The 18,327-nt window shown below is 51.8% G+C and carries 16 protein-coding genes; 5 read left to right on the forward strand and 11 right to left on the reverse strand.

The features are described from left to right. Window position 1: 1 nt before the first annotated feature. Together FHS30_RS08310 and FHS30_RS08315 are read right to left on the reverse strand one after the other, a co-directional pair. The gene (locus tag FHS30_RS08310) at window positions 2-1,348 is read right to left on the reverse strand and encodes a Na(+)-translocating NADH-quinone reductase subunit A (protein WP_183909984.1); all 1,347 of its coding nucleotides are present in this window, start codon (window positions 1,346-1,348) and stop codon (window positions 2-4) included. 458 nt (window positions 1,349-1,806) lie between these two features. After that, window positions 1,807-3,195, reverse strand: coding sequence for a glyceraldehyde-3-phosphate dehydrogenase (locus FHS30_RS08315; RefSeq protein WP_221197238.1), 1,389 nt, complete (start codon window positions 3,193-3,195; stop codon window positions 1,807-1,809). Between the two features lie 346 nt (window positions 3,196-3,541). Between FHS30_RS08315 and mfd the strand changes: the two genes are divergently transcribed. Then, window positions 3,542-6,982: a transcription-repair coupling factor gene (gene mfd, locus FHS30_RS08320; RefSeq protein WP_183909986.1), complete on the forward strand. Its 3,441-nt coding sequence runs from the start codon at window positions 3,542-3,544 to the stop codon at window positions 6,980-6,982. 45 nt (window positions 6,983-7,027) lie between these two features. Next, on the forward strand, window positions 7,028-8,071 hold the full coding sequence (locus tag FHS30_RS08325; RefSeq protein ID WP_183909987.1) for a CsiV family protein: 1,044 nt from the start codon (window positions 7,028-7,030) through the stop codon (window positions 8,069-8,071). 73 nt (window positions 8,072-8,144) lie between these two features. On the opposite strand, the gene FHS30_RS08330 is transcribed toward FHS30_RS08325, so the two are convergent. The 5 genes from FHS30_RS08330 to FHS30_RS08350 form a co-directional block, all read right to left on the reverse strand. Then, window positions 8,145-8,357 (reverse strand): cold-shock protein, encoded by a 213-nt coding sequence (locus FHS30_RS08330; RefSeq protein WP_183909988.1) that lies wholly within the window; start codon window positions 8,355-8,357, stop codon window positions 8,145-8,147. A gap of 189 nt (window positions 8,358-8,546) precedes the next feature. After that, window positions 8,547-9,275 carry an S-methyl-5'-thioinosine phosphorylase gene (locus FHS30_RS08335; RefSeq protein WP_183909989.1) on the reverse strand — a complete coding sequence of 243 codons (729 nt, stop codon included), beginning with the start codon at window positions 9,273-9,275 and terminating at the stop codon, window positions 8,547-8,549. 11 nt (window positions 9,276-9,286) lie between these two features. Beyond that, window positions 9,287-10,381 carry a mechanosensitive ion channel family protein gene (locus FHS30_RS08340; protein WP_183909990.1) on the reverse strand — a complete coding sequence of 365 codons (1,095 nt, stop codon included), beginning with the start codon at window positions 10,379-10,381 and terminating at the stop codon, window positions 9,287-9,289. Continuing rightward, a complete protein-coding gene (nagZ, locus tag FHS30_RS08345; RefSeq protein WP_183909991.1) occupies window positions 10,381-11,421 on the reverse strand; it encodes a beta-N-acetylhexosaminidase in 1,041 nt (346 codons plus the stop codon). The genes FHS30_RS08340 and nagZ overlap by 1 nt, the downstream gene beginning before the upstream one ends. 33 nt (window positions 11,422-11,454) lie before the next feature. After that, window positions 11,455-12,087: a TetR/AcrR family transcriptional regulator gene (locus FHS30_RS08350; protein WP_183909992.1), complete on the reverse strand. Its 633-nt coding sequence runs from the start codon at window positions 12,085-12,087 to the stop codon at window positions 11,455-11,457. Window positions 12,088-12,231: 144 nt separating this feature from the next. Here FHS30_RS08350 and FHS30_RS08355 point away from each other — a divergent pair, with 144 nt between their 5' ends. Further along, the gene (locus FHS30_RS08355) at window positions 12,232-12,540 is read left to right on the forward strand and encodes a DUF6763 family protein (protein WP_183909993.1); all 309 of its coding nucleotides are present in this window, start codon (window positions 12,232-12,234) and stop codon (window positions 12,538-12,540) included. A gap of 58 nt (window positions 12,541-12,598) precedes the next feature. Here FHS30_RS08355 and FHS30_RS08360 read toward each other — a convergent pair whose 3' ends face one another. Next, window positions 12,599-13,249, reverse strand: a complete 651-nt coding sequence (locus FHS30_RS08360; protein WP_183909994.1) for an LOG family protein — start codon at window positions 13,247-13,249, stop codon at window positions 12,599-12,601. 149 nt (window positions 13,250-13,398) lie between these two features. Between FHS30_RS08360 and lexA the strand changes: the two genes are divergently transcribed. Further along, entirely contained in the window at window positions 13,399-14,001 is a 603-nt protein-coding gene (gene lexA, locus FHS30_RS08365; RefSeq protein WP_183909995.1) for a transcriptional repressor LexA, read from the forward strand. 29 nt (window positions 14,002-14,030) lie between these two features. After that, on the forward strand, window positions 14,031-14,456 hold the full coding sequence (locus tag FHS30_RS08370) for a hypothetical protein (protein ID WP_183909996.1): 426 nt from the start codon (window positions 14,031-14,033) through the stop codon (window positions 14,454-14,456). Here FHS30_RS08370 and FHS30_RS08375 read toward each other — a convergent pair. The 3 genes from FHS30_RS08375 to topA form a co-directional block, all read right to left on the reverse strand. Then, a complete protein-coding gene (locus FHS30_RS08375) occupies window positions 14,453-14,716 on the reverse strand; it encodes a hypothetical protein (protein WP_183909997.1) in 264 nt (87 codons plus the stop codon). The genes FHS30_RS08370 and FHS30_RS08375 overlap by 4 nt on opposite strands. Window positions 14,717-15,078: 362 nt before the next feature. Next, window positions 15,079-15,552 carry a DUF6586 family protein gene (locus tag FHS30_RS08380; RefSeq protein ID WP_343048966.1) on the reverse strand — a complete coding sequence of 158 codons (474 nt, stop codon included), beginning with the start codon at window positions 15,550-15,552 and terminating at the stop codon, window positions 15,079-15,081. Window positions 15,553-15,556: 4 nt separating this feature from the next. Further along, on the reverse strand, window positions 15,557-18,265 hold the full coding sequence (gene topA, locus FHS30_RS08385; protein ID WP_183909999.1) for a type I DNA topoisomerase: 2,709 nt from the start codon (window positions 18,263-18,265) through the stop codon (window positions 15,557-15,559). Window positions 18,266-18,327 lie beyond the last annotated feature (62 nt).

Consider the following 18,327-nt stretch of genomic DNA (forward strand, 5'->3'; position numbering starts at 1 on the left):
CTTAGCCCTCCTTCTCAATACGGGTAAGGTTATCGCGGAGAATTGGGCCGTATTCGTATTTGCCGGGGCAAACATAGGTACACAACGCCAAATCTTCCTCGTCCAATTCCAGTGCGCCCAGCTTTTGTGCCATGTCGGTGTCACCAACAATCAATGCACGCAGCAGGTGTGTGGGCAATATATCCAACGGCATAATGCGCTCGTAGGTGCCGATCGGCACCATTGCGCGCTCACTACCCGCGGTAGTCGTGGTGAAATCATATTTCTTACCACCACCAATCAGCTTAGAGATATAGATGCCCGTCGTAGAGAACAAGTTGAAGCCGGCTCTCATGTAGTGCAGGAACGGGCGGTCTCGCCCCTCTGCCAATACAGTGACTTGATTGTGGTAACGGCCTAAATAGGCGTAGGCACCATGCGCTTTGCGACCGCCGAAAACCGAACCTGAAACGACGCGGTTTTCACCGTCCTTCAGCTCTCCAGCAGTCAGCTCGTCAAGACTCGCGCCCAGTCGAGTACGCAACAAGCGCGGGTTAGCGACCTGTGGTCCAGCCAAGGCTACAACGCGCTCGGTAGCCAGCTGACCCGTGGCAAACAGTTTTGCCACGGCGATGACATCTTGATAGCCGATAGTCCAAACGACCTTGCTCGCGCTAACGGGCTCAATGAAGTGGATATGTGTACCGGCGTTGCCCGCAGGGTGAACCCCACCAAACTCGTGCACAGCGACTCGGTCAGCGGTTTGCACGTCCAATGCACTACCTGCTGCCTTACACACATGCACCTGTCCCTCGGTCAACCGGGTCAGCAACTGCAGGCCCTGATTAAACGATTCCACCTGTTCGCCAATGACCAACGCGGGGTCTAACGCCAGCGGATTGGTGTCCATTGCGGTCACAAAAATTGCATGTGGCGTGGCATCAATTGCAGGTACTTTGCTGTAAGGACGGGTGCGCAGTGCAGTCCACAACCCAGAATTCACGAGGTTGTCCACTACTTGCTGACGCGCCAGCGTGGCAAATTCGGCCGGAGCGAAACTGGCAAACTGCTCTGCCTCGTCGCCCTCGACATCAATGACAACGGACTGCAGCATACGCTTTTCACCACGGTTAATGGCGGCAATCGTACCGGCGGCGGGCGCTGTGTAGCGGACACCTTCAGTCTTTTTGTCAGTAAACAGCAGCTGCCCTAGCTTGACCTTATCGCCTTCCTTTACAGCCATGGTTGGTTTCATGCCGTGGTAATCCACGCCAATAACTGCAACCGACCTGGCTTTAGGGGCGTCATGAATGGTCTGCTCGGGAGCACCGGATATAGGTAAATCCAATCCCCGACGGATCTTAATCATACGTCCTGCCTAGTTACTTGGTAGTTTAAAGATAGTTACTTGGTAGTTTTAAAATAGTTACTTGGTAGTTTTAAAAATTTACATTTGTAAACACAAAATCTACTTGAGCGCCGGGAATCCGACCCCCCAAAAATGCTTATGCGATAATCGCTGTACTGCCAGAACGGGTTGACGCAGCGGGCTTGCAACCCGCTAAATTCAAGCACCAAAAACTTGTTCTAGTTTAGTCGAAAGCACTAGAAACGCATTCGGCTCTGGGCAAACGGCGGCAATTATAAAGAGGCACCCGCCCACATGCCAGCGATCTGGCGCTTTTCTACATCTATTTGGGGGTAAAAAACCCTGATATCTCAGACTGTTACGACCAAAGCCTCGAGAATAGTTCATTTTTTAGCCAAACGCCGATCATGCCCATAAAAAAACCCGCCGAAGCGGGTTTTTCATAGGCAGCGAAAGGCCTAGCCAATCTTTGGATAAAAGTCGTACTTAACCCCTGCCATATCTTCCAAACAACGCACCACCTGACAGCTGTAGCCAAATTCGTTGTCGTACCAGCAGTAAATAACCACATTGTTGCCATCGGCAATGGTGGCAACGCTGTCGTAAACACAGGCGTGACGGGAGCCCACAAAATCACATGACACCACTTCAGAGGAATTGGTGTAATCGATCTGCTGCTGCAGTGGCGAGTGGAGCGCTACGTCGCGCATGTACTGATTAAGATCGTCCTTAGTGACGTCCTGATCCAACACCAAGTTCAGGATGGCCATGGACACATTAGGCGTTGGGACACGAATAGCGTTACCCGTCAGCTTGCCTGCCAGCTCGGGCAGCGCCTTGGCCACTGCTTTAGCGGCACCCGTCTCTGTCAACACCATATTTAGCGGGGCACTGCGGCCACGACGCTCGCCCTTGTGGAAATTATCAATGAGGTTTTGGTCATTGGTGTAGGAATGGACAGTTTCGACATGCCCGTGCTGCACACCGTACTTATCCATCACTGCCTTCAAGACCGGTACGATGGCATTGGTGGTGCAGGAGGCAGCAGATATAATCGTATCTTCCGGCTTTATGACTTCATTGTTGATGCCATACACAACATTCTTGATATCGCCCTTGCCAGGCGCAGTCAGCATGACCTTGGCCACACCTTTGGCCTTCAAGTGCTGACTGAGGCCGGCCTCATCCCGCCATACACCGGTATTGTCCACCAGCAGAGCATTATTGATACCGTAGGCCGTGTAATCCACTTCGGCGGGATTGTTGGCGTAAATGACCTTGACCACGTTGCCATTGCACACCAGGCTCTGGGTCTCTTCATCCACGCGAATTGTGCCCTTGAACTGGCCGTGTACTGAATCGCGACGCAGCAGGCAGGCACGCTTTTCCAAATCGTTATCCAGGCCACTTTTACGCACGACAATGGCACGCAAACGCAGCACATCGCCACTCCCCGCTTTTTCAATAAGCAGGCGAGCCACCAAACGGCCGATACGACCAAAACCGTATAAGACGACGTCCTGAGACTGGGGCAAAGGCTTAAATTCAGAGCCAATGGCGTCGCGCAGCTCTTCTTTGACGAAGTCCTGTACCGATAGGCCTCGCGAGTCCTTCATGTACTTGACGGTGATCTGGCCAATATCGATATGGGCACGCCCCAAATCCAATTCGCAAACCGCCTTCAATACGGGAAAGGTTTCAAATTCAGACAGCTCATTAGATTCCACCTGACGCACAAAGCGGTGGATTTTCATAATGTCGATGACCGAGCTGTTTACCAGCGAGCGGCCATAGATATAAATACCTACGTTTTGCTCGCGATTAAGCTTGCCAACCATGGGGATCATGGCTTCGGCGAGGGCTTCACGCTCTTTCCAGTCTTTGAAAAAGTCGACGGGCTTTGGACGATTCACGGGGATGCACCTTTAATAAAGTCTAAGTAAAGTTTCAGTAAGACAGTCGCCCTACCGCTACGCCGGCTCTACTGGCAGGCTTGTTGAAATCACTTATCTCTATGTAGAGAGGCCGGCTATTATCCTTTCTCGCTCCGGACCACGCAAGACAAGCACGAACAAAATACCCCCCATAGTCACTATTTACGCTACGGGGCTGGCGGAGCAGTCCCAAGCCGGTACAATGTCCCCCCTTTTTTGCTACTGACTGGCCCCGGCCAACGTCGTATTTCGGGTATTCATGGATATCTCAAGCGCACTTAAAGCCCTCTCCCCAGACCTTTCAGACTCAACCAAATTTAATCAACGCTGGGGGCAGCTGCCCGGCGCCGCCGCGGCCTTAGCCATTGCCCAGGGCGCAGCCAAGCATCGGGGCTTAACACTGGTGGTCACACCCAACTCCGCCTCGGCACAGCAGCTCAAAGACGAACTCGTGTTCTTCGCAGCTCCCGGCACCCAAATTTTGACGCTTCCCGACTGGGAAACCCTGCCCTACGACACCTTTAGCCCACACCAAGACATCATTTCAGACCGCATGCGGGCGCTGTATCAACTGCCCACAACCTCCGAAGGCATCTTAGTCGCCCCGATTACCACCCTGCTCTATCGACTAGCGCCCGTGTCCTTCGTAACCGGCAATGCATTGGTATTGAAAAAAGGCCAAACCTTCGACCTCAATGAGCAGGCTCGCTTACTAGAGGCAACTGGCTACCGACGGGTAGATACCGTATTTGAACATGGCGAATTTGCGATTCGCGGCTCACTCATGGACATCTACCCCTCGGGCAGTGATTGGCCGCTACGAATAGACCTCTTCGACGACGAAATCGAGAGCCTGCGTACGTTTGACCCCGAAACCCAGCGCACTGAAACCCAGATCGACGCCATCGAACTGCTACCCGCTCGAGAGTTTCCACTCACCAAAACCGCCATTAGCGACTTTCGATTGCGCTGGCACGAACGCTTTGAGGTGGACCACAAAGCCTGCCCACTCTACCGAGACATTTGCGACGGTCTAGCACCCTCCGGCATTGAGTACTATCTACCGCTTTTTTTTGATCAATGCGCAACTCTGTTTGATTACCTGCCGCGCAACACCAGGCTCATAACGTTCGACGAGCTCGCCCCGCTGGCAGAGCGATTTTGGACGGAAGTAAATAGCCGCTATGAAAATCGCCGCGTGGATCCCGAGCGCCCGCTGCTCGAGCCAAAAGAAATCTTTTTACCCGTCGCTGAAGCCTTTGCGCTAATGGGTGGCTTACCGCGCACGGAGCTGGCAGGCCAAACGCCCGTCCTACCCGCACTGCTCCCGCCCAAAGTGCCGGTAAATGCAAAGTCTGAAACGCCTCTCGCTGCACTTGAACAATTTTTAGCAAACAAGCCGGACAAATTACTTTTCGCGGTTGAATCCGCGGGCCGTCGCGAGGTACTGCTGGAATTATTGCGGAGCATTCAGCTCAGCCCCACCCATTTTGACAGCTGGCAGGAATTTATAGCCGCACAACAAGCCATTGGCATCTGCATTGCGCCGCTGGACCAAGGGCTGCAACTTTCAGCGCCAAACCTCGCAATCATCACTGAAAGCGCGCTGTTTGGTGAACGCGTTCAGCAACGCAGGCGCCGCAAGTCCGGCACAGACAATGACCTTGCGATTAAAAATCTCACTGAACTGCACATTGGCGCCCCGGTGGTTCACATTGATCACGGCGTAGGCCGCTACCAAGGTTTGACCACCATTGAGCTCGACGGCCAAAGTCAGGAATTTTTGGAGTTGCACTACGCCAACCAGGCCAAACTCTTTGTGCCAGTGGCTAGCCTTCACTTGATCAGTCGATATACCGGCTCCGAGGAAACCCTGGCGCCCCTGCACAAATTAGGCAGTGACACTTGGGATAAAGCCAAGCGCAAAGCGGCGGAAAAAGTCCGCGATACCGCCGCCGAACTGCTCGACATCTATGCACGGCGCGCCGCTCGCAAAGGCTTTGCGTTTAAGGATCCCGGTCAGGCCTATGCCGCTTTTAGTGCAAGCTTTCCGTTTGAAGAAACCGCCGATCAAGAACAAGCCATTGCCGCCGTTCGCGCCGACATGCTCGCATCCACACCAATGGATCGACTGGTTTGCGGCGACGTTGGGTTCGGTAAAACCGAAGTGGCTATGCGCGCGGCGTTTATCGCTGTTCAAAGTGGCAAGCAGGTAGCAATGCTGGTGCCCACCACCCTGTTAGCTCAACAACATTACGAAAGTTTTAAAGACCGCTTCGCCGACTGGCCGGTAAATATCGAAGTGGTCTCGCGCTTTAAAAGTGGCAAAGAAATCGATGCCATTGCCAACAAGTTAAAAGACGGCAAAGTGGATATCATCGTCGGCACGCACAAGCTATTGCAGCCCGACTTTAACTATCGAGAACTGGGCCTGCTCATCATTGACGAGGAGCACCGGTTTGGCGTGCGGCAAAAAGAATCCCTTAAATCGATCCGGTCAGAAGTCGACATTCTCACGCTCACCGCCACGCCCATTCCGCGCACATTAAACATGAGCATGGCCGGCATTCGTGACTTATCGATTATTGCCACTCCGCCCTCCAAGCGCTTATCCATTAAAACTTTTGTGCGCGTGCGCGATGATGCCCTCGTAAAAGAAGCGGTTTTGCGCGAACTCCTACGCGGCGGACAGGTGTACCTAGTGCACAACGAAGTCAAAACTATTGAAAAAGCCGCCCGCGAACTACAAGCATTGGTACCGGAAGCACGCATTGGGATCGGTCACGGCCAAATGCGTGAACGCGACCTCGAAAAGGTGATGAGTGATTTTTACCACAAACGTTTTAACGTCCTCATCGCCACCACGATTATCGAGACGGGCATTGATGTACCCAGTGCCAACACCATCATCATTGAGCGCGCCGATAAATTTGGGCTAGCGCAACTGCACCAATTGCGTGGCCGCGTAGGCCGCTCGCACCACCAAGCCTACGCTTACCTAATGACACCCAACCCCAAAACCCTGACCGGCGATGCCACCAAACGTTTAGACGCAATCGCCGCGGCCGACACGCTCGGCGCAGGCTTTACGCTGGCCACTCACGACATGGAAATACGAGGCGCGGGCGAATTACTGGGCGATGAACAAAGCGGGCAAATTGAAGCCGTTGGCTTTTCCATGTACATGGATATGCTCAACCGGGCCGTCAAGGCAATTCAAGCGGGCAAGGAGCCCAATCTCGATGCCCCACTCGGCTCCGCCGTGGAAATCAATCTGCGGATTCCTGCACTGATTCCCGATGACTACCTGCCCGACGTCCACAGCCGCCTTATCATGTACAAACGCATCGCCAACGCGGCCGACGCTGGGGCACTAAAAGAGCTCCAGGTGGAGATGATCGACCGCTTTGGCCTGCTACCAGACCCGGTAAAAAACCTATTTCGCATCACTCAACTCAAACTAACCGCGGAATTACTGGGTATTGAGAAGCTGGATGCGGGCGCCAGCGCAGGAAAAATCGAATTTAATAAAGAACCACAGGTTGACCCCATGGCTATAATCAAAATGGTGCAGACTCAGCCACAGAAATACCAACTTGCAGGCGCCAATTGCCTCAAATTCATGCATGATATGGAGCACGCAGAAGCGCGGCTATCCACCGTAGAGACTCTGGTAGATAGCCTAGCTCAAGCCCATTAAATGCGATTTTTGCTTTATTTGCTCTATAGGAACACATACACCGCCATGCACGTATTTTTACAATCTTTCGGCACTCCCTTTGCTCGGATCGCACTGATCGCGGCATTCGCGTTCACTGCGGTCGCAAGCCCACACCTACAGGCTCAAGAGGATCTGGAACCGCGCTGGTATCAAGTGGAAATTGCCATATTCACCCAGCCAGGCAATGCGCAATTGGCGGCCAATGCGGAGATTTTTCGCAAAGATGTCACCCTCAGCTATGGGAAGAACGCACGCCACCTACGCGATCTTATGGATGTCGCCAGAGAGATGGCCGAGCAAAACCTGCAAGATGACATGATTGCAGGCCTAGCCTCGCAACCGGCCCCGGCCGCAGAAGGTGGCGCAACAGGCGCAACACCACAGAGCGAGCCCATTCCGCTTTCCGAGGCCGAGATTGCAGCAGTGCTCCAAACGACGCCTTTCGTCAAGCTACCCCAGGAATTACGGGGTCTGAACGACACCATTGCTGCACTTAGTCGCCGCAATCGCCAGGAAGTATTGTTCCATGAAGCATGGCGACAGCCCATGCTCACACCCGAATCGGCACCCGCAATCATCATTTCCGGAGGCGAACTATTCGGCGAAGATCGCGCTCTGGGCGGCACGCTGGCGCTGGGCGCCTCCCGCTACCTGCACTTAAAGTCAAACCTATGGATGGCAGAATTTGCTGAAAACTACGGACAGGGAGATCTGGGATGGCCAAGTATTCCGACACCACCCTTAAAGAATTCGGAAGAAATTCACGACACGCAAATTAATTTAAATGCCGGCCAGACTACTGAACTCGGTGACGACCTTTGGCAGCAATACGAAATTATCGACAGCACCTACCAAAACATCCTAAACAAACCGTATGTGGTTACAAATCTAGCGACACTGAATCAAGATAGGCGCATGCGCAGTGGCGAAGTTCACTATATCGACCACCCTAAAATTGGCATTATGGTTTATGTCACACCGTATGAATTGCCGGAAGAGGATCCCGACCAGACGATTGAGCCCGAGTTAATCGATCCCGCCTCGGGCGCAGCAACGCAAGGCCGCTGAGTCGGCAACGCTAAAGAAAAAATTAATTATCCAAATAAAAACACCGGCCATTGGCCGGTGTTTTTATTAGAGGTTACACACAGACGACGTCTTCGGCTTGAAGGCCTTTTTCACCAGTGAGCAGTTGAAATTCGACGTTTTGGCCCTCGGCCAATGAGCGATAGCCTTCGCCGCGAATATTGCGATAGTGAACAAACACATCTTCCTGTTTTTCACCAAAAGAAATAAAACCATAGCCCCTGGCATTGTTAAACCACTTAACAATGCCGACTTCACGATCAGCCATTGTGAATAACCTCATTATTTTTATGTATGTAAATCTTATCAGTTAGGGCCTGCCATCCAACCCCTAACCCAAAGGCGACGTGCGTGAGTCCCCACGCTCAATTCGCAACCCGTATATTTAAGGGATATTCGCCGCCCTGTAAAGCAAAAATTCAGTTTTACTGGCAATCTGCTAGTTTTGCATCCTTAACTAGGCGTCAGCACGAAGTAGTTGTCCTAATATTCCCTGAACAGGCGCCCGGCTCGCCTCAAGCACCTGATAGATCGCCTCCATTGTTATGCGCTCGTCACTTATGCCTGCCGCCCAGTTAACTACTATGCATAAACTTGCATAATCCAACGCCAACTCCCGCGCTAGCGCCGCCTCGGGCATGGCCGTCATCCCCACCAACTCACAACCATCTTGAGCTAATCGACGGATTTCGGCAGCGGTTTCCAACCTTGGCCCCTGAGTGCAACCGTAAGTACCACCGTCCAGCAACGCTACACCCAGTGACTTGGCTGCAGATAAAATCTGACTGCGCAAGGCACCCTCAAAGGGATTGCCAAAATCAATGTGCAGCACTTGGTCAGACCAAAAACTGTGTGCTCGCCCCCAGGTGTAATCAATCAATTGGCTTGGCACAACCAACGTGCCGGGTCCCATCTCACGACCGATACCGCCAACGGCATTGATCGCCAACACTTGCTGCACGCCAACTTCTCGCAGCGCCCAAACGTTTGCGCGATAGTTAATCTGGTGCGGAGCCAAGGAATGCTGAGCGCCATGTCGCGATAAAAATATTAAAGACTGGCCATTCCAATCGGCCAAACTCAGCGGCTCCGCTAATGGACCATAGGGCGTGTCGAGCGATAATTGCTTAACATTGGTTAAACCCGGAAACGACTCCCAGCCACTGCCCCCAACTACGGCCAACATCAGACGACCACCTACCCCTTGCTCTGTTCAGCTAATTGAATTGGATCTGGCAAGTGCACTGTCGACGTTGGAAATGCACATTCAGCACCATGTTGAGCAATGATTCCATAAATCTTCAGCAACACGTCTTGCTTAATTTCATGGAACTCCACCCAGTTGGTTGTTTTGGTAAAGGTGTACACGAAAAAATCGAGCGAAGAGGACGCAAACGCATTGAAATTTACGATCAATGTTTGATCGGTATCGATTGCCGGGTGGGCCGTCAACATCGCCTTAACATCGTCGATGATTGCCGAAATGTGTTCCGCATCGTCATATCGAATACCGATGGTTTCATAAATGCGGCGATTCGACATACGCGATGGGTTTTCTACGGCAATCTGAGTAAAAATCGAATTGGGGACATACAAAGGCCGTTTATCGAAGGTGCGAATGCGCGTCAAACGCCAGCCAATATGCTCAACCGTACCCTCGATGGATTTATCCGGCGAGCGAACCCAATCGCCCACCGCAAAGGGCCGATCCAAATAGATCATTAAACCGCCAAAAAAGTTAGCCAACAAATCCTTCGCAGCAAAACCAACCGCAATACCACCGATGCCACCAAACGCCAGCACACCCGATATACTGTAACCAAAGGTCTGCAGTGCCACCAATACCGCGGTAATGATTACCGATAAACGCATCAATTTTCCGAGCGCCATCACCGTGGTTTCATCGATCGGCGCATCCATGAAATCGGGGCTAATCAGATTTTCCTCAGCGCGCTTTATGAAGCCAACCACAAACCAAGTAAGTAGCGCGATGATGCCGGCAGTGCGTAGCGGCTCAACAAAATTCAAGATATCTGTGTCCGCCGCAGGAGCTACTACTTCGGCGGCCCAGCTGATCCCCACCAGCCAAAACGACCACTCAATTGGGCGCTGCGCCGACAAAAACAGTGCGTCATCCCACAAGCTTTTTGTCGCGCCAGCGTGCACCACTAAACGCTTTAATGCACGTCGCACCACAAACGCAACCACCAACGTCGCGGTAACAATGACAAACACTTCGAACATCCAAGACTCTATGCCCATGGACGCGATAGATTTCTTAATCTGATCCATCAAACCAACTCTTTTTGCTGTTGAATGGGTTGTGGGGCCAGCGGCAACTGGCTCACGATCTGCTGCCATCGGGATAGCTGCCGCAGGTCATCCCAATGCACCCTACGACGCATTCGCATATTGCCTATTCGCTTAGAACCCGGCACTTCCAGTGACGCTAAATGCTCGACAACTTGCCAAGCACCAGCGCGATCATTACACACGAGCACCATGTCGCAACCTGCGGCTATGGCGGCGTCTGCACGCTGGGCAAAATCACCTGCGCTATGCGCACCGGCCATGCTCAAGTCATCGCTAAAAATCACGCCATCAAAGGCCAGCTCATCGCGCAAATGCTGCTTGAGCCATCGAGCCGAGTAACCCACTGGCAAACTGTCAACATCAGAAAAAACAATATGCGCCGGCATCACTGCATCGAGCTCAGCGTGCAAGCTTGCGAACGGCACCAGATCATGACTGACGATTGCCTCCCACGGCCGAGGGTCCACCGGTTGCACCAAGTGACTGTCGCCCACCACTGATCCATGCCCAGGAAAATGTTTACCCGTAGTCGCCATGCCCGCCTCATGCATGCCCCGCATGAAGGCACCTGCCAGCGCCACCACTTCAGCGGGGTCTGGAGAGAAGGCGCGATCGGCAATCACCGCACAGTGGTTATCATCGACATCCAAAACAGGGGCAAAACTGATATCAATGCCACATGCCAGCAACTCAACCGCCATCAGCCAACCCATATCTTGAACATGGGATAAGGTTTGATCTGGGTCTAAACGATAGGACTTCAGAAAGCTTTGCATCGCGGGGATCGGCGAAAATTCCTCGCGGAAACGCTGCACTCGACCGCCCTCATGGTCAACCGCGATGAGAATTTCAGGGTTGCAGGCACGAATGTCGTGTACCAAGGACATCAATTGCGACAAATTTTCATAATTGCGGCTGAAAAGAATCAAACCGCCCACCTGTGGATGTTTGAGCAGCAATCTATCTTCATCCGATAGACTAACGCCCGCCACATCCACCATTACTACGCCCGCTGACATCAGCATGTGCCTCAAAAATTGAAAAGATGCATTCTACTTGACAGCAAACATACCGGAAAGCGCAGGCACCATCATTTGGGTCGTGCCAGCCAAGGTGCTGTCCTGACCAAAATCTTCTTTAAGAATGGCGCTGATTGAGTCAAAGCTTGAAAGCGTGAAGATGGTGGCGCCAAGCATGAAATACAGTCGCCAATAAAAAGTCACTGGGTCGATATCCGGCGCAGCCTTTTGCAGCAAGCCTGTAAAACGCTGGTAGTGCTCACCGTACCGAGCAATGATAAATCGGCGAATATGGCCCTGTGATTGCGCGTACGCCAAGCCAAGCAGCCGCATAAAACGCTGCGCCGCAAGACTACCCTCTTCAGATCCGTCGCATATTGTTGAAAACAAGCAATCGAGTAGGTCTACCGGCGTTAGCAACTCGCTGCCCTTGCGCTCCACAAGCTTCACCAGGGAGCGGTCTAACTCCTGGCAAAAAGGCGTTAAAAAGCGGGCAAATACCGCTTGAATAAGCTCCTTTTTCGATCCAAAGTGATAATTTACCGCCGCCAGATTAACGCCAGCAGTACTGGTTATGGTTCGGAGAGAGGTTTCAGCAAAGCCCCGCTCTGCAAAAAGGGCTTCGGCAGCATCAAGAATGCGGGCAACGGTATCAGGTTGGGACATGCGAACTACTCTGGCAGGGCTTATTTTATTAGATAGGTTGGCGCTTTGCGGCCCCAACCCTAGGCTCGAACATACGTTTACATGAACTTTGTGTCAAGACGGCGCTAACCGCCATCCACTCATGCGAACTACAGGAGACAGCCCATGCCCACGCCGCATACAGGTCAGTGGTACAGCAATCGAGAAACTGGGCAATATTTTGAAATCGTCGCGCTCGACGTCAACAGCACAACCATTGAAATCCAGTATGTCGACGGCTCACTGGATGAAATAGACGCGGAAATGTGGTCACAACTGGATCTGCTCACCGCAGCCCCCCCTGAGGACCCCACTTCCGGCTACGAGACAATGGATGGCGACGCGGGTCAGTGTGGTATCGACGGAGACCCACCCAATCAACCCTTCGATATAGAGCGCTTAGAGCCCGACACATTCACGGGATCTGAAGACTAACCTGCGGGTCAGCAACTTAGCTTTTAGCCTCGCCCGTAAATCCAGCATCGTTTAAACGCTATTTTTCCGCGGCAGGTATTGACGCAACATGGGCCTTGATGATTTCCGCAGCCTCTTCGGGCGTGTCCACTAGCTGCATCATATCCATGTCAGGGGCGCCGATATTGCCCTCCTTCAACATGGTGTCGCGCATCCAGTCTAGTAAGCCGTGCCAATACGCCTTGTTAACCAGCACAATGGGAAAGGCCGCAACTTTATTGGTTTGCACCAGAGTAAGCGCCTCAAACAGCTCATCTAAGGTGCCAAAACCCCCAGGCATGATCACAAATCCCACGGCATGTTTAACGAACATAAACTTGCGCACAAAAAAGTAGCGAAAGGTCAAACTAATGGACTGGTAAGGATTGGGCGACTGCTCCATTGGCAATGTGATGTTCAACCCAACAGACTCCCCCCCAGCCTCCTGCGCCCCTTTATTAGCGGCCTCCATGACGCCGGGGCCACCGCCGGTAATTACAGGTATTCCAGCCTCTGCAAGCAATCTACCCAATTGCTCTGCTTGCTTATAGTGTGGGTGCTCTGGCGCTGTACGGGCACTGCCGAACACAGTAACTGCGCCGCGTACCTTGATGAGCTGCTCAATCCCGTCGACCAACTCTGACTGGATTCTAAGCACCCTCCACGCTTCCGGCATTTTGGCATCAAACATAAAAAAACTCCTTTTACTTCAGCAAATTAGGTCTTGAAGCTGAGTTTTTAGTATAGCTATCGAACACAATGCCTTGCCGAATATATTTTACTGTATATAATCACAGCTACTGTATATAAAAACAGAGCCCAGGCTCCCTGGAGATATCCATGATTAAACTCACTGCTCGGCAACAAGAAATCCTAGATCTCATTAAGCGCTGTATCGATGAGACGGGCTACCCACCGACGCGTGCAGAAATAGCGCAAGAGCTGGGCTTTCGCTCAGCCAACGCAGCTGAAGAGCATTTGAAAGCATTGGCGCGCAAAGGTGCGATAGAAATGGTTGCCGGCGCCTCAAGGGGTATTCGATTACCAGAGTCAGAAACGGGCATACCCCTCATAGGCCGCGTCGCAGCGGGCAACCCTATTCTCGCGGAAGAAAATATCGAAGAATATTGCGAAATCCCCCAAAGCTTTTTTAGCCCCGCCGCCGATTACCTACTGCGGGTAAACGGGATGAGCATGAAAGATATCGGAATATTAGACGGCGACCTACTGGCAGTGCACCGCACCACTGAGGCTCGCACAGGGGATATCGTTGTTGCACGTATTGAAGATGAAGTGACGGTCAAACGATTAGAGCATCGTAGAGGCAGCGCACAACTGAAATTACATCCGGAAAATGCTGAGTTTTCAGTCATTGAAGTTGACCTCAAATCACAAAATTTTGCCATCGAGGGCCTTAGCGTCGGCGTACTACGCCGCAGTTAAGCAGCCCCCCACTTCAAAGGTTTCGCACAATGGCAACAGCACTACAAAACCTACAAGAACCCACTACTCTGCCCCGCGCACAACCGGCCAAGGTCGCTCCGAGTCGTATTACTGAACTCGTCATACCCTCGAGCGAACATCAGGCCGTATTGCTGCCGATGATGCGTTATCTGGGTGACACTAACGCACACCAGTGGTTGACGCTTATAAGCCAAAGCAATCAACAGCAGCAACCTTTGAAGGCACACGGCGTCAATCCCCACACATTGCGCGTCATACAAGCGCAATCTACGCACGATGTATTGTGGATGACTTGGGAAGCGCTCAGTAATGGCACCAGCCATACGGTCATCGCCGAGCTTGGACCACAACCTCAAGATGTTTTAAAGGAATTAGAACGGGCAGCTGCTGAAGGCAATTGTCGATTAATATTGGTGCGCTGCCGGAGTAATTAATGCAGGGTTTTTGTCGAGGCGTCTTCAGTCGGAGCGGCGGAACCCACCTCTTGCTCGGCAGAGTCTAACGCCAATTCTCCAGCGGCCTCCATCCCAGCCTCAATCATGGCCTTAGCCACTTCGTATTTAGCATCTTGTAAAAAATGCATAGATTCTTCTGAAAAGCGGATTGTAACCAACGGCTCGCCCTCCTCACTGGCACGCCTCAACGCGATTTCACCGGAAGATAGCTCAATAATTTCATACAGTTCCGAGGACATAACAACTCCCATACTTGCAATGAGGCTATTCTACCAGCAAATGAAATGGAGTTCTCCCTGTGCAGGCAATTAGACAAATTGCACCTACCGCTAAGGGCCTAGCGACGCATCTTCTCTCAGGTATATTCAAGCTGCTGTAGTTAAAAACTTGGTTAAAAACGTAGTTAAAAACGTGGTTAAAAACATTGCTAAAAATATAGTTATAAAATATTGAATAGATAGGCTCAATTTGCCGGGGCTATTCAACACTGATGGTCAGTGCCTTTTACACTTAATTCAGCAGAAATAAAAGAAATCAAACCTGATTAGTTGAATTCAAAATCGGCGGAACTCATCTATCGACACATAGCGATAATGAACACTTAGGACTCGTCGGATAACTGTCGATTTCGGTCAATGAATTCCTGCAGCGCAAACAAAGCAGACTGCGCCTGCCCCATATCAAATGAAGGCGAACCGCTTGTCGCAATAACACTGCCAGAGGCCTGATTGCCGGTTGCGCTGACTTGAGTAGCTGCGGGCCCAGGCAAGGCCAACAGATTTGATAACCACGATTCGCCAGCCGCCAGTCTCGACAGCTCGCCCAATTCAGCTGGCACCGCACGCCCGCTTGGAACCACCCGTATCAAATCTTCAACACAGCCAGGCTCGTTAACGGGAAATTTGAATGCATCCGCCAGCTCCTGTAACAGCGCGACGTAGGCAGATTGCAGGTGCCAGCCTAAACTCTGTACAAGCACTTGACGCACCCACGGCAACTCTGACGATTGAAATTGTGTCAACAATTGATGACACCAAGCAATCTGCTGATTTACCCGGCCCCTCGCGCTACTCATAAAACTAGGACTTAGGTTTCACTGTTTTTTTAGCTGCCGCCTTTTTAGGTGCAGCCTTTTTGGGTGCCGCTTTTTTCGCGGCACGCTTAGTCGTCTTTTCTACCTGCCAGCGACCGCCCTCGTAATGCGCCTTCCATCCACTAGCCTTACCGTCTATTTCAGACTGTACGTAGTGCACTTTTTCCTTTCGGTTAAAGCGTATCACCGTTGGATTGCCGTCATCATCGGCTACCGGGGCCGAAAACAAGAAGGAATATTTCTTATCAATGGCGTCCTTGTGTGGCAGCAACTCACTCACGAGCGGTGCGCGCGTCTCACGGTTTTTGGGAAATTGACTTGCTGCCAAAAACAAGCCTGCAGCACCATCACGCAATATGTAGTGATCCTCTACTTTTTGGCACGCTAGCTCAGGCATAGGCACGGGATCCATTTTTGGTGGAGCAGCCTCGCCATTTTTAAGCAGCTTGCGGGTATTTTTACACTCGCTATTGGTGCAACCAAAATACTTGCCAAAGCGCCCAGTTTTTAACTGCATCTCACTGCTGCACTTGTCGCACTCAAGTACCGGGCCGTCATAGCCTTTAATTTTGAACGTACCCGCCTCCACTTCATAGCCGGCACAATCCGGATTATTGCCACAAATATGCAACTTCCGGCTTTCATCAAGTAAGTAGCTATCCATCGCCGCCTTGCAAATCTTACAGCGACGCTTGGTGCGCAGTAAGCGGCTTTCTGCCTCTTCATCATCAGCACTGATGGCTTCATCACCGGAAACCAAATTCATCGTATTCTTGCAGCGTTCTTTTGGCGGCAAACCATACCCAGAACAACCTAAAAACACCCCGGTTGAACCCGTTCGAATTTGCATATGACGCCCACAGTTACCGCACTCGATGTCGGTATCCGTCGGATCGTTGGCACGCATTCCGCCTTCTTTTGCCTTTGCCAAATCCAATTTTTTGGAAAAGTTTCTGTAAAACTCGTCCAGCACTTCGCGCCAACCACGCTCACCCATTGCAACTTGGTCGAGCTGCTGTTCCATTTCCGCGGTGAATGAAAAAGCCATTAAATCATCGAAGCTTTCTACCAAGCGTTCGGTGACGATATCGCCCATTTTTTCTGCGAAAAAGCGTCTCCCTTCAACTCGGGCGTAGCCGCGGTCCTGGATTGTGGAAATAATGGCAGCATAGGTTGAGGGACGGCCGATACCCCTCTTTTCAAGCTCTTTGACTAATGCAGCTTCTGAATATCGCGCAGGTGGCTTAGTGAAATGTTGTGCAGGCTCCAATGATTTGAGCGCAAGATTTTCGCCCACTTTGACATCGGGCAGCACCACGTCCTCATCTTTTTTGGCCTGAGCTGGCATCACTTTCATAAAACCGTCAAAGCGGATCACGCGACCCCGCGTTCGCAGCTCATAGTCTCCCGCCTTCACAACGATTGCGCTGGATGTAAACTCCGCTGGCATCATTTGGCAGGCCACAAATCGCTGCCAGATAAGCCCGTAAAGCCGCTCAGCGTCGCGCTCCATGCCTTTTAGGTGGGCTGGCATCATAGCGACATCAGATGGACGAATCGCCTCGTGCGCCTCTTGAGCGCCATCCTTGCTGCTGTAAACATTGGGGGCTTCGGGCAGATAGCGCTTACCAAAATTATCAACAATGTAATCGCGACACATGGCGACTGCATCCGCTGATAAATTGGTGGAATCCGTACGCATGTAGGTGATGTAGCCTGCCTCGTAGAGGCGCTGCGCCATCATCATGGTTTTCTTAACGCTAAATCCCAACTGGGTCGATGCAGCCTGCTGCAACGTCGACGTGATAAAGGGCGCTGAAGGTTTGGACTTGGTAGGCTTGTCTTCACGCTCAGCAACGCGATAAACCGCCTGCTCAAGCGCTTTTACCGCAGCCGTTGTTTCCGCCTCGGTGAGCGGCTTAAATGCCTGCTCCTGAAATTTTTTGACCTCAAAGCGCAACGGATGAGCATCTGCCGTATGCAAATTAGCGAAGAGATCCCAATATTCTTCTGGGATAAATGCGCGAATTTCTTGCTCTCGCTCCACCAAAAGTCGAACAGCTACTGATTGAACCCTGCCTGCAGACAAGCCGCGCGCCACCTTCTCCCAGAGTAGTGGCGATACCATGTAGCCTACAACTCGGTCCAAAAATCGACGCGCTTGCTGAGCATTGACGCGGTTTAGGTCTAGGTTGCTCGGCTTTTCAAAGGCGCCTTTGATGGCCGTTTTGGTAATTTCGTTAAATACAACGCGCTTATACCGGCTTTCGTCACCACCAATGGCTTCGCGTAGATGCCAGGCGATGGCTTCTCCCTCGCGGTCCAAATCCGTCGCGAGGTAAATTTCATCGGCTTTTGCAGCCAGTTGTTTTAGTTCATTTACGACTTTTTCTTTGCCCGGCAAAATCTCGTAATGGGCCTCCCAGTTATTGTCAGGGTCGATTCCCATACGGTTAATTAACTGGTCGCGAGCCTTAGCGGCCTTATGCGCTGTTTTTTCTTCCGGGGACAATTTGCGGGTAATCGCGGCCTGCCTGGCGCGTTCTTTGGGATCTACGGCGCCTTTAGCACTGCCACTGGTGGGTAAATCGCGGATGTGGCCAACACTGGACTTTACAATGTAGTCGCTGCCCAGGTATTTATTGATCGTCTTTGCCTTGGCGGGAGATTCGACGATAACCAGTGATTTGGCCATATTAGGTCTCTAGTTGCTTGTATTGTTTCTTTATATAGACAGCTTAAAACGTTGCATGCTTC

The organism is Simiduia aestuariiviva, assembly GCF_014192475.1.
Lineage (GTDB): Bacteria > Pseudomonadota > Gammaproteobacteria > Pseudomonadales > Cellvibrionaceae > Simiduia > Simiduia aestuariiviva.

Coding starts and splice junctions, on each gene's coding strand:
- FHS30_RS08310 (WP_183909984.1), bottom strand. CDS start 1,348: ATGATTAAGATCCGTCGGGGATTGGATTTACCTATATCCGGTGCTCCC.
- FHS30_RS08315 (WP_221197238.1), bottom strand. CDS start 3,195: ATGATCCCCATGGTTGGCAAGCTTAATCGCGAGCAAAACGTAGGTATT.
- mfd (WP_183909986.1), top strand. CDS start 3,542: ATGGATATCTCAAGCGCACTTAAAGCCCTCTCCCCAGACCTTTCAGAC.
- FHS30_RS08325 (WP_183909987.1), top strand. CDS start 7,028: ATGCACGTATTTTTACAATCTTTCGGCACTCCCTTTGCTCGGATCGCA.
- FHS30_RS08330 (WP_183909988.1), bottom strand. CDS start 8,357: ATGGCTGATCGTGAAGTCGGCATTGTTAAGTGGTTTAACAATGCCAGG.
- FHS30_RS08335 (WP_183909989.1), bottom strand. CDS start 9,275: ATGTTGGCCGTAGTTGGGGGCAGTGGCTGGGAGTCGTTTCCGGGTTTA.
- FHS30_RS08340 (WP_183909990.1), bottom strand. CDS start 10,381: ATGGATCAGATTAAGAAATCTATCGCGTCCATGGGCATAGAGTCTTGG.
- nagZ (WP_183909991.1), bottom strand. CDS start 11,421: ATGTCAGCGGGCGTAGTAATGGTGGATGTGGCGGGCGTTAGTCTATCG.
- FHS30_RS08350 (WP_183909992.1), bottom strand. CDS start 12,087: ATGTCCCAACCTGATACCGTTGCCCGCATTCTTGATGCTGCCGAAGCC.
- FHS30_RS08355 (WP_183909993.1), top strand. CDS start 12,232: ATGCCCACGCCGCATACAGGTCAGTGGTACAGCAATCGAGAAACTGGG.
- FHS30_RS08360 (WP_183909994.1), bottom strand. CDS start 13,249: ATGTTTGATGCCAAAATGCCGGAAGCGTGGAGGGTGCTTAGAATCCAG.
- lexA (WP_183909995.1), top strand. CDS start 13,399: ATGATTAAACTCACTGCTCGGCAACAAGAAATCCTAGATCTCATTAAG.
- FHS30_RS08370 (WP_183909996.1), top strand. CDS start 14,031: ATGGCAACAGCACTACAAAACCTACAAGAACCCACTACTCTGCCCCGC.
- FHS30_RS08375 (WP_183909997.1), bottom strand. CDS start 14,716: ATGTCCTCGGAACTGTATGAAATTATTGAGCTATCTTCCGGTGAAATC.
- FHS30_RS08380 (WP_343048966.1), bottom strand. CDS start 15,552: ATGAGTAGCGCGAGGGGCCGGGTAAATCAGCAGATTGCTTGGTGTCAT.
- topA (WP_183909999.1), bottom strand. CDS start 18,265: ATGGCCAAATCACTGGTTATCGTCGAATCTCCCGCCAAGGCAAAGACG.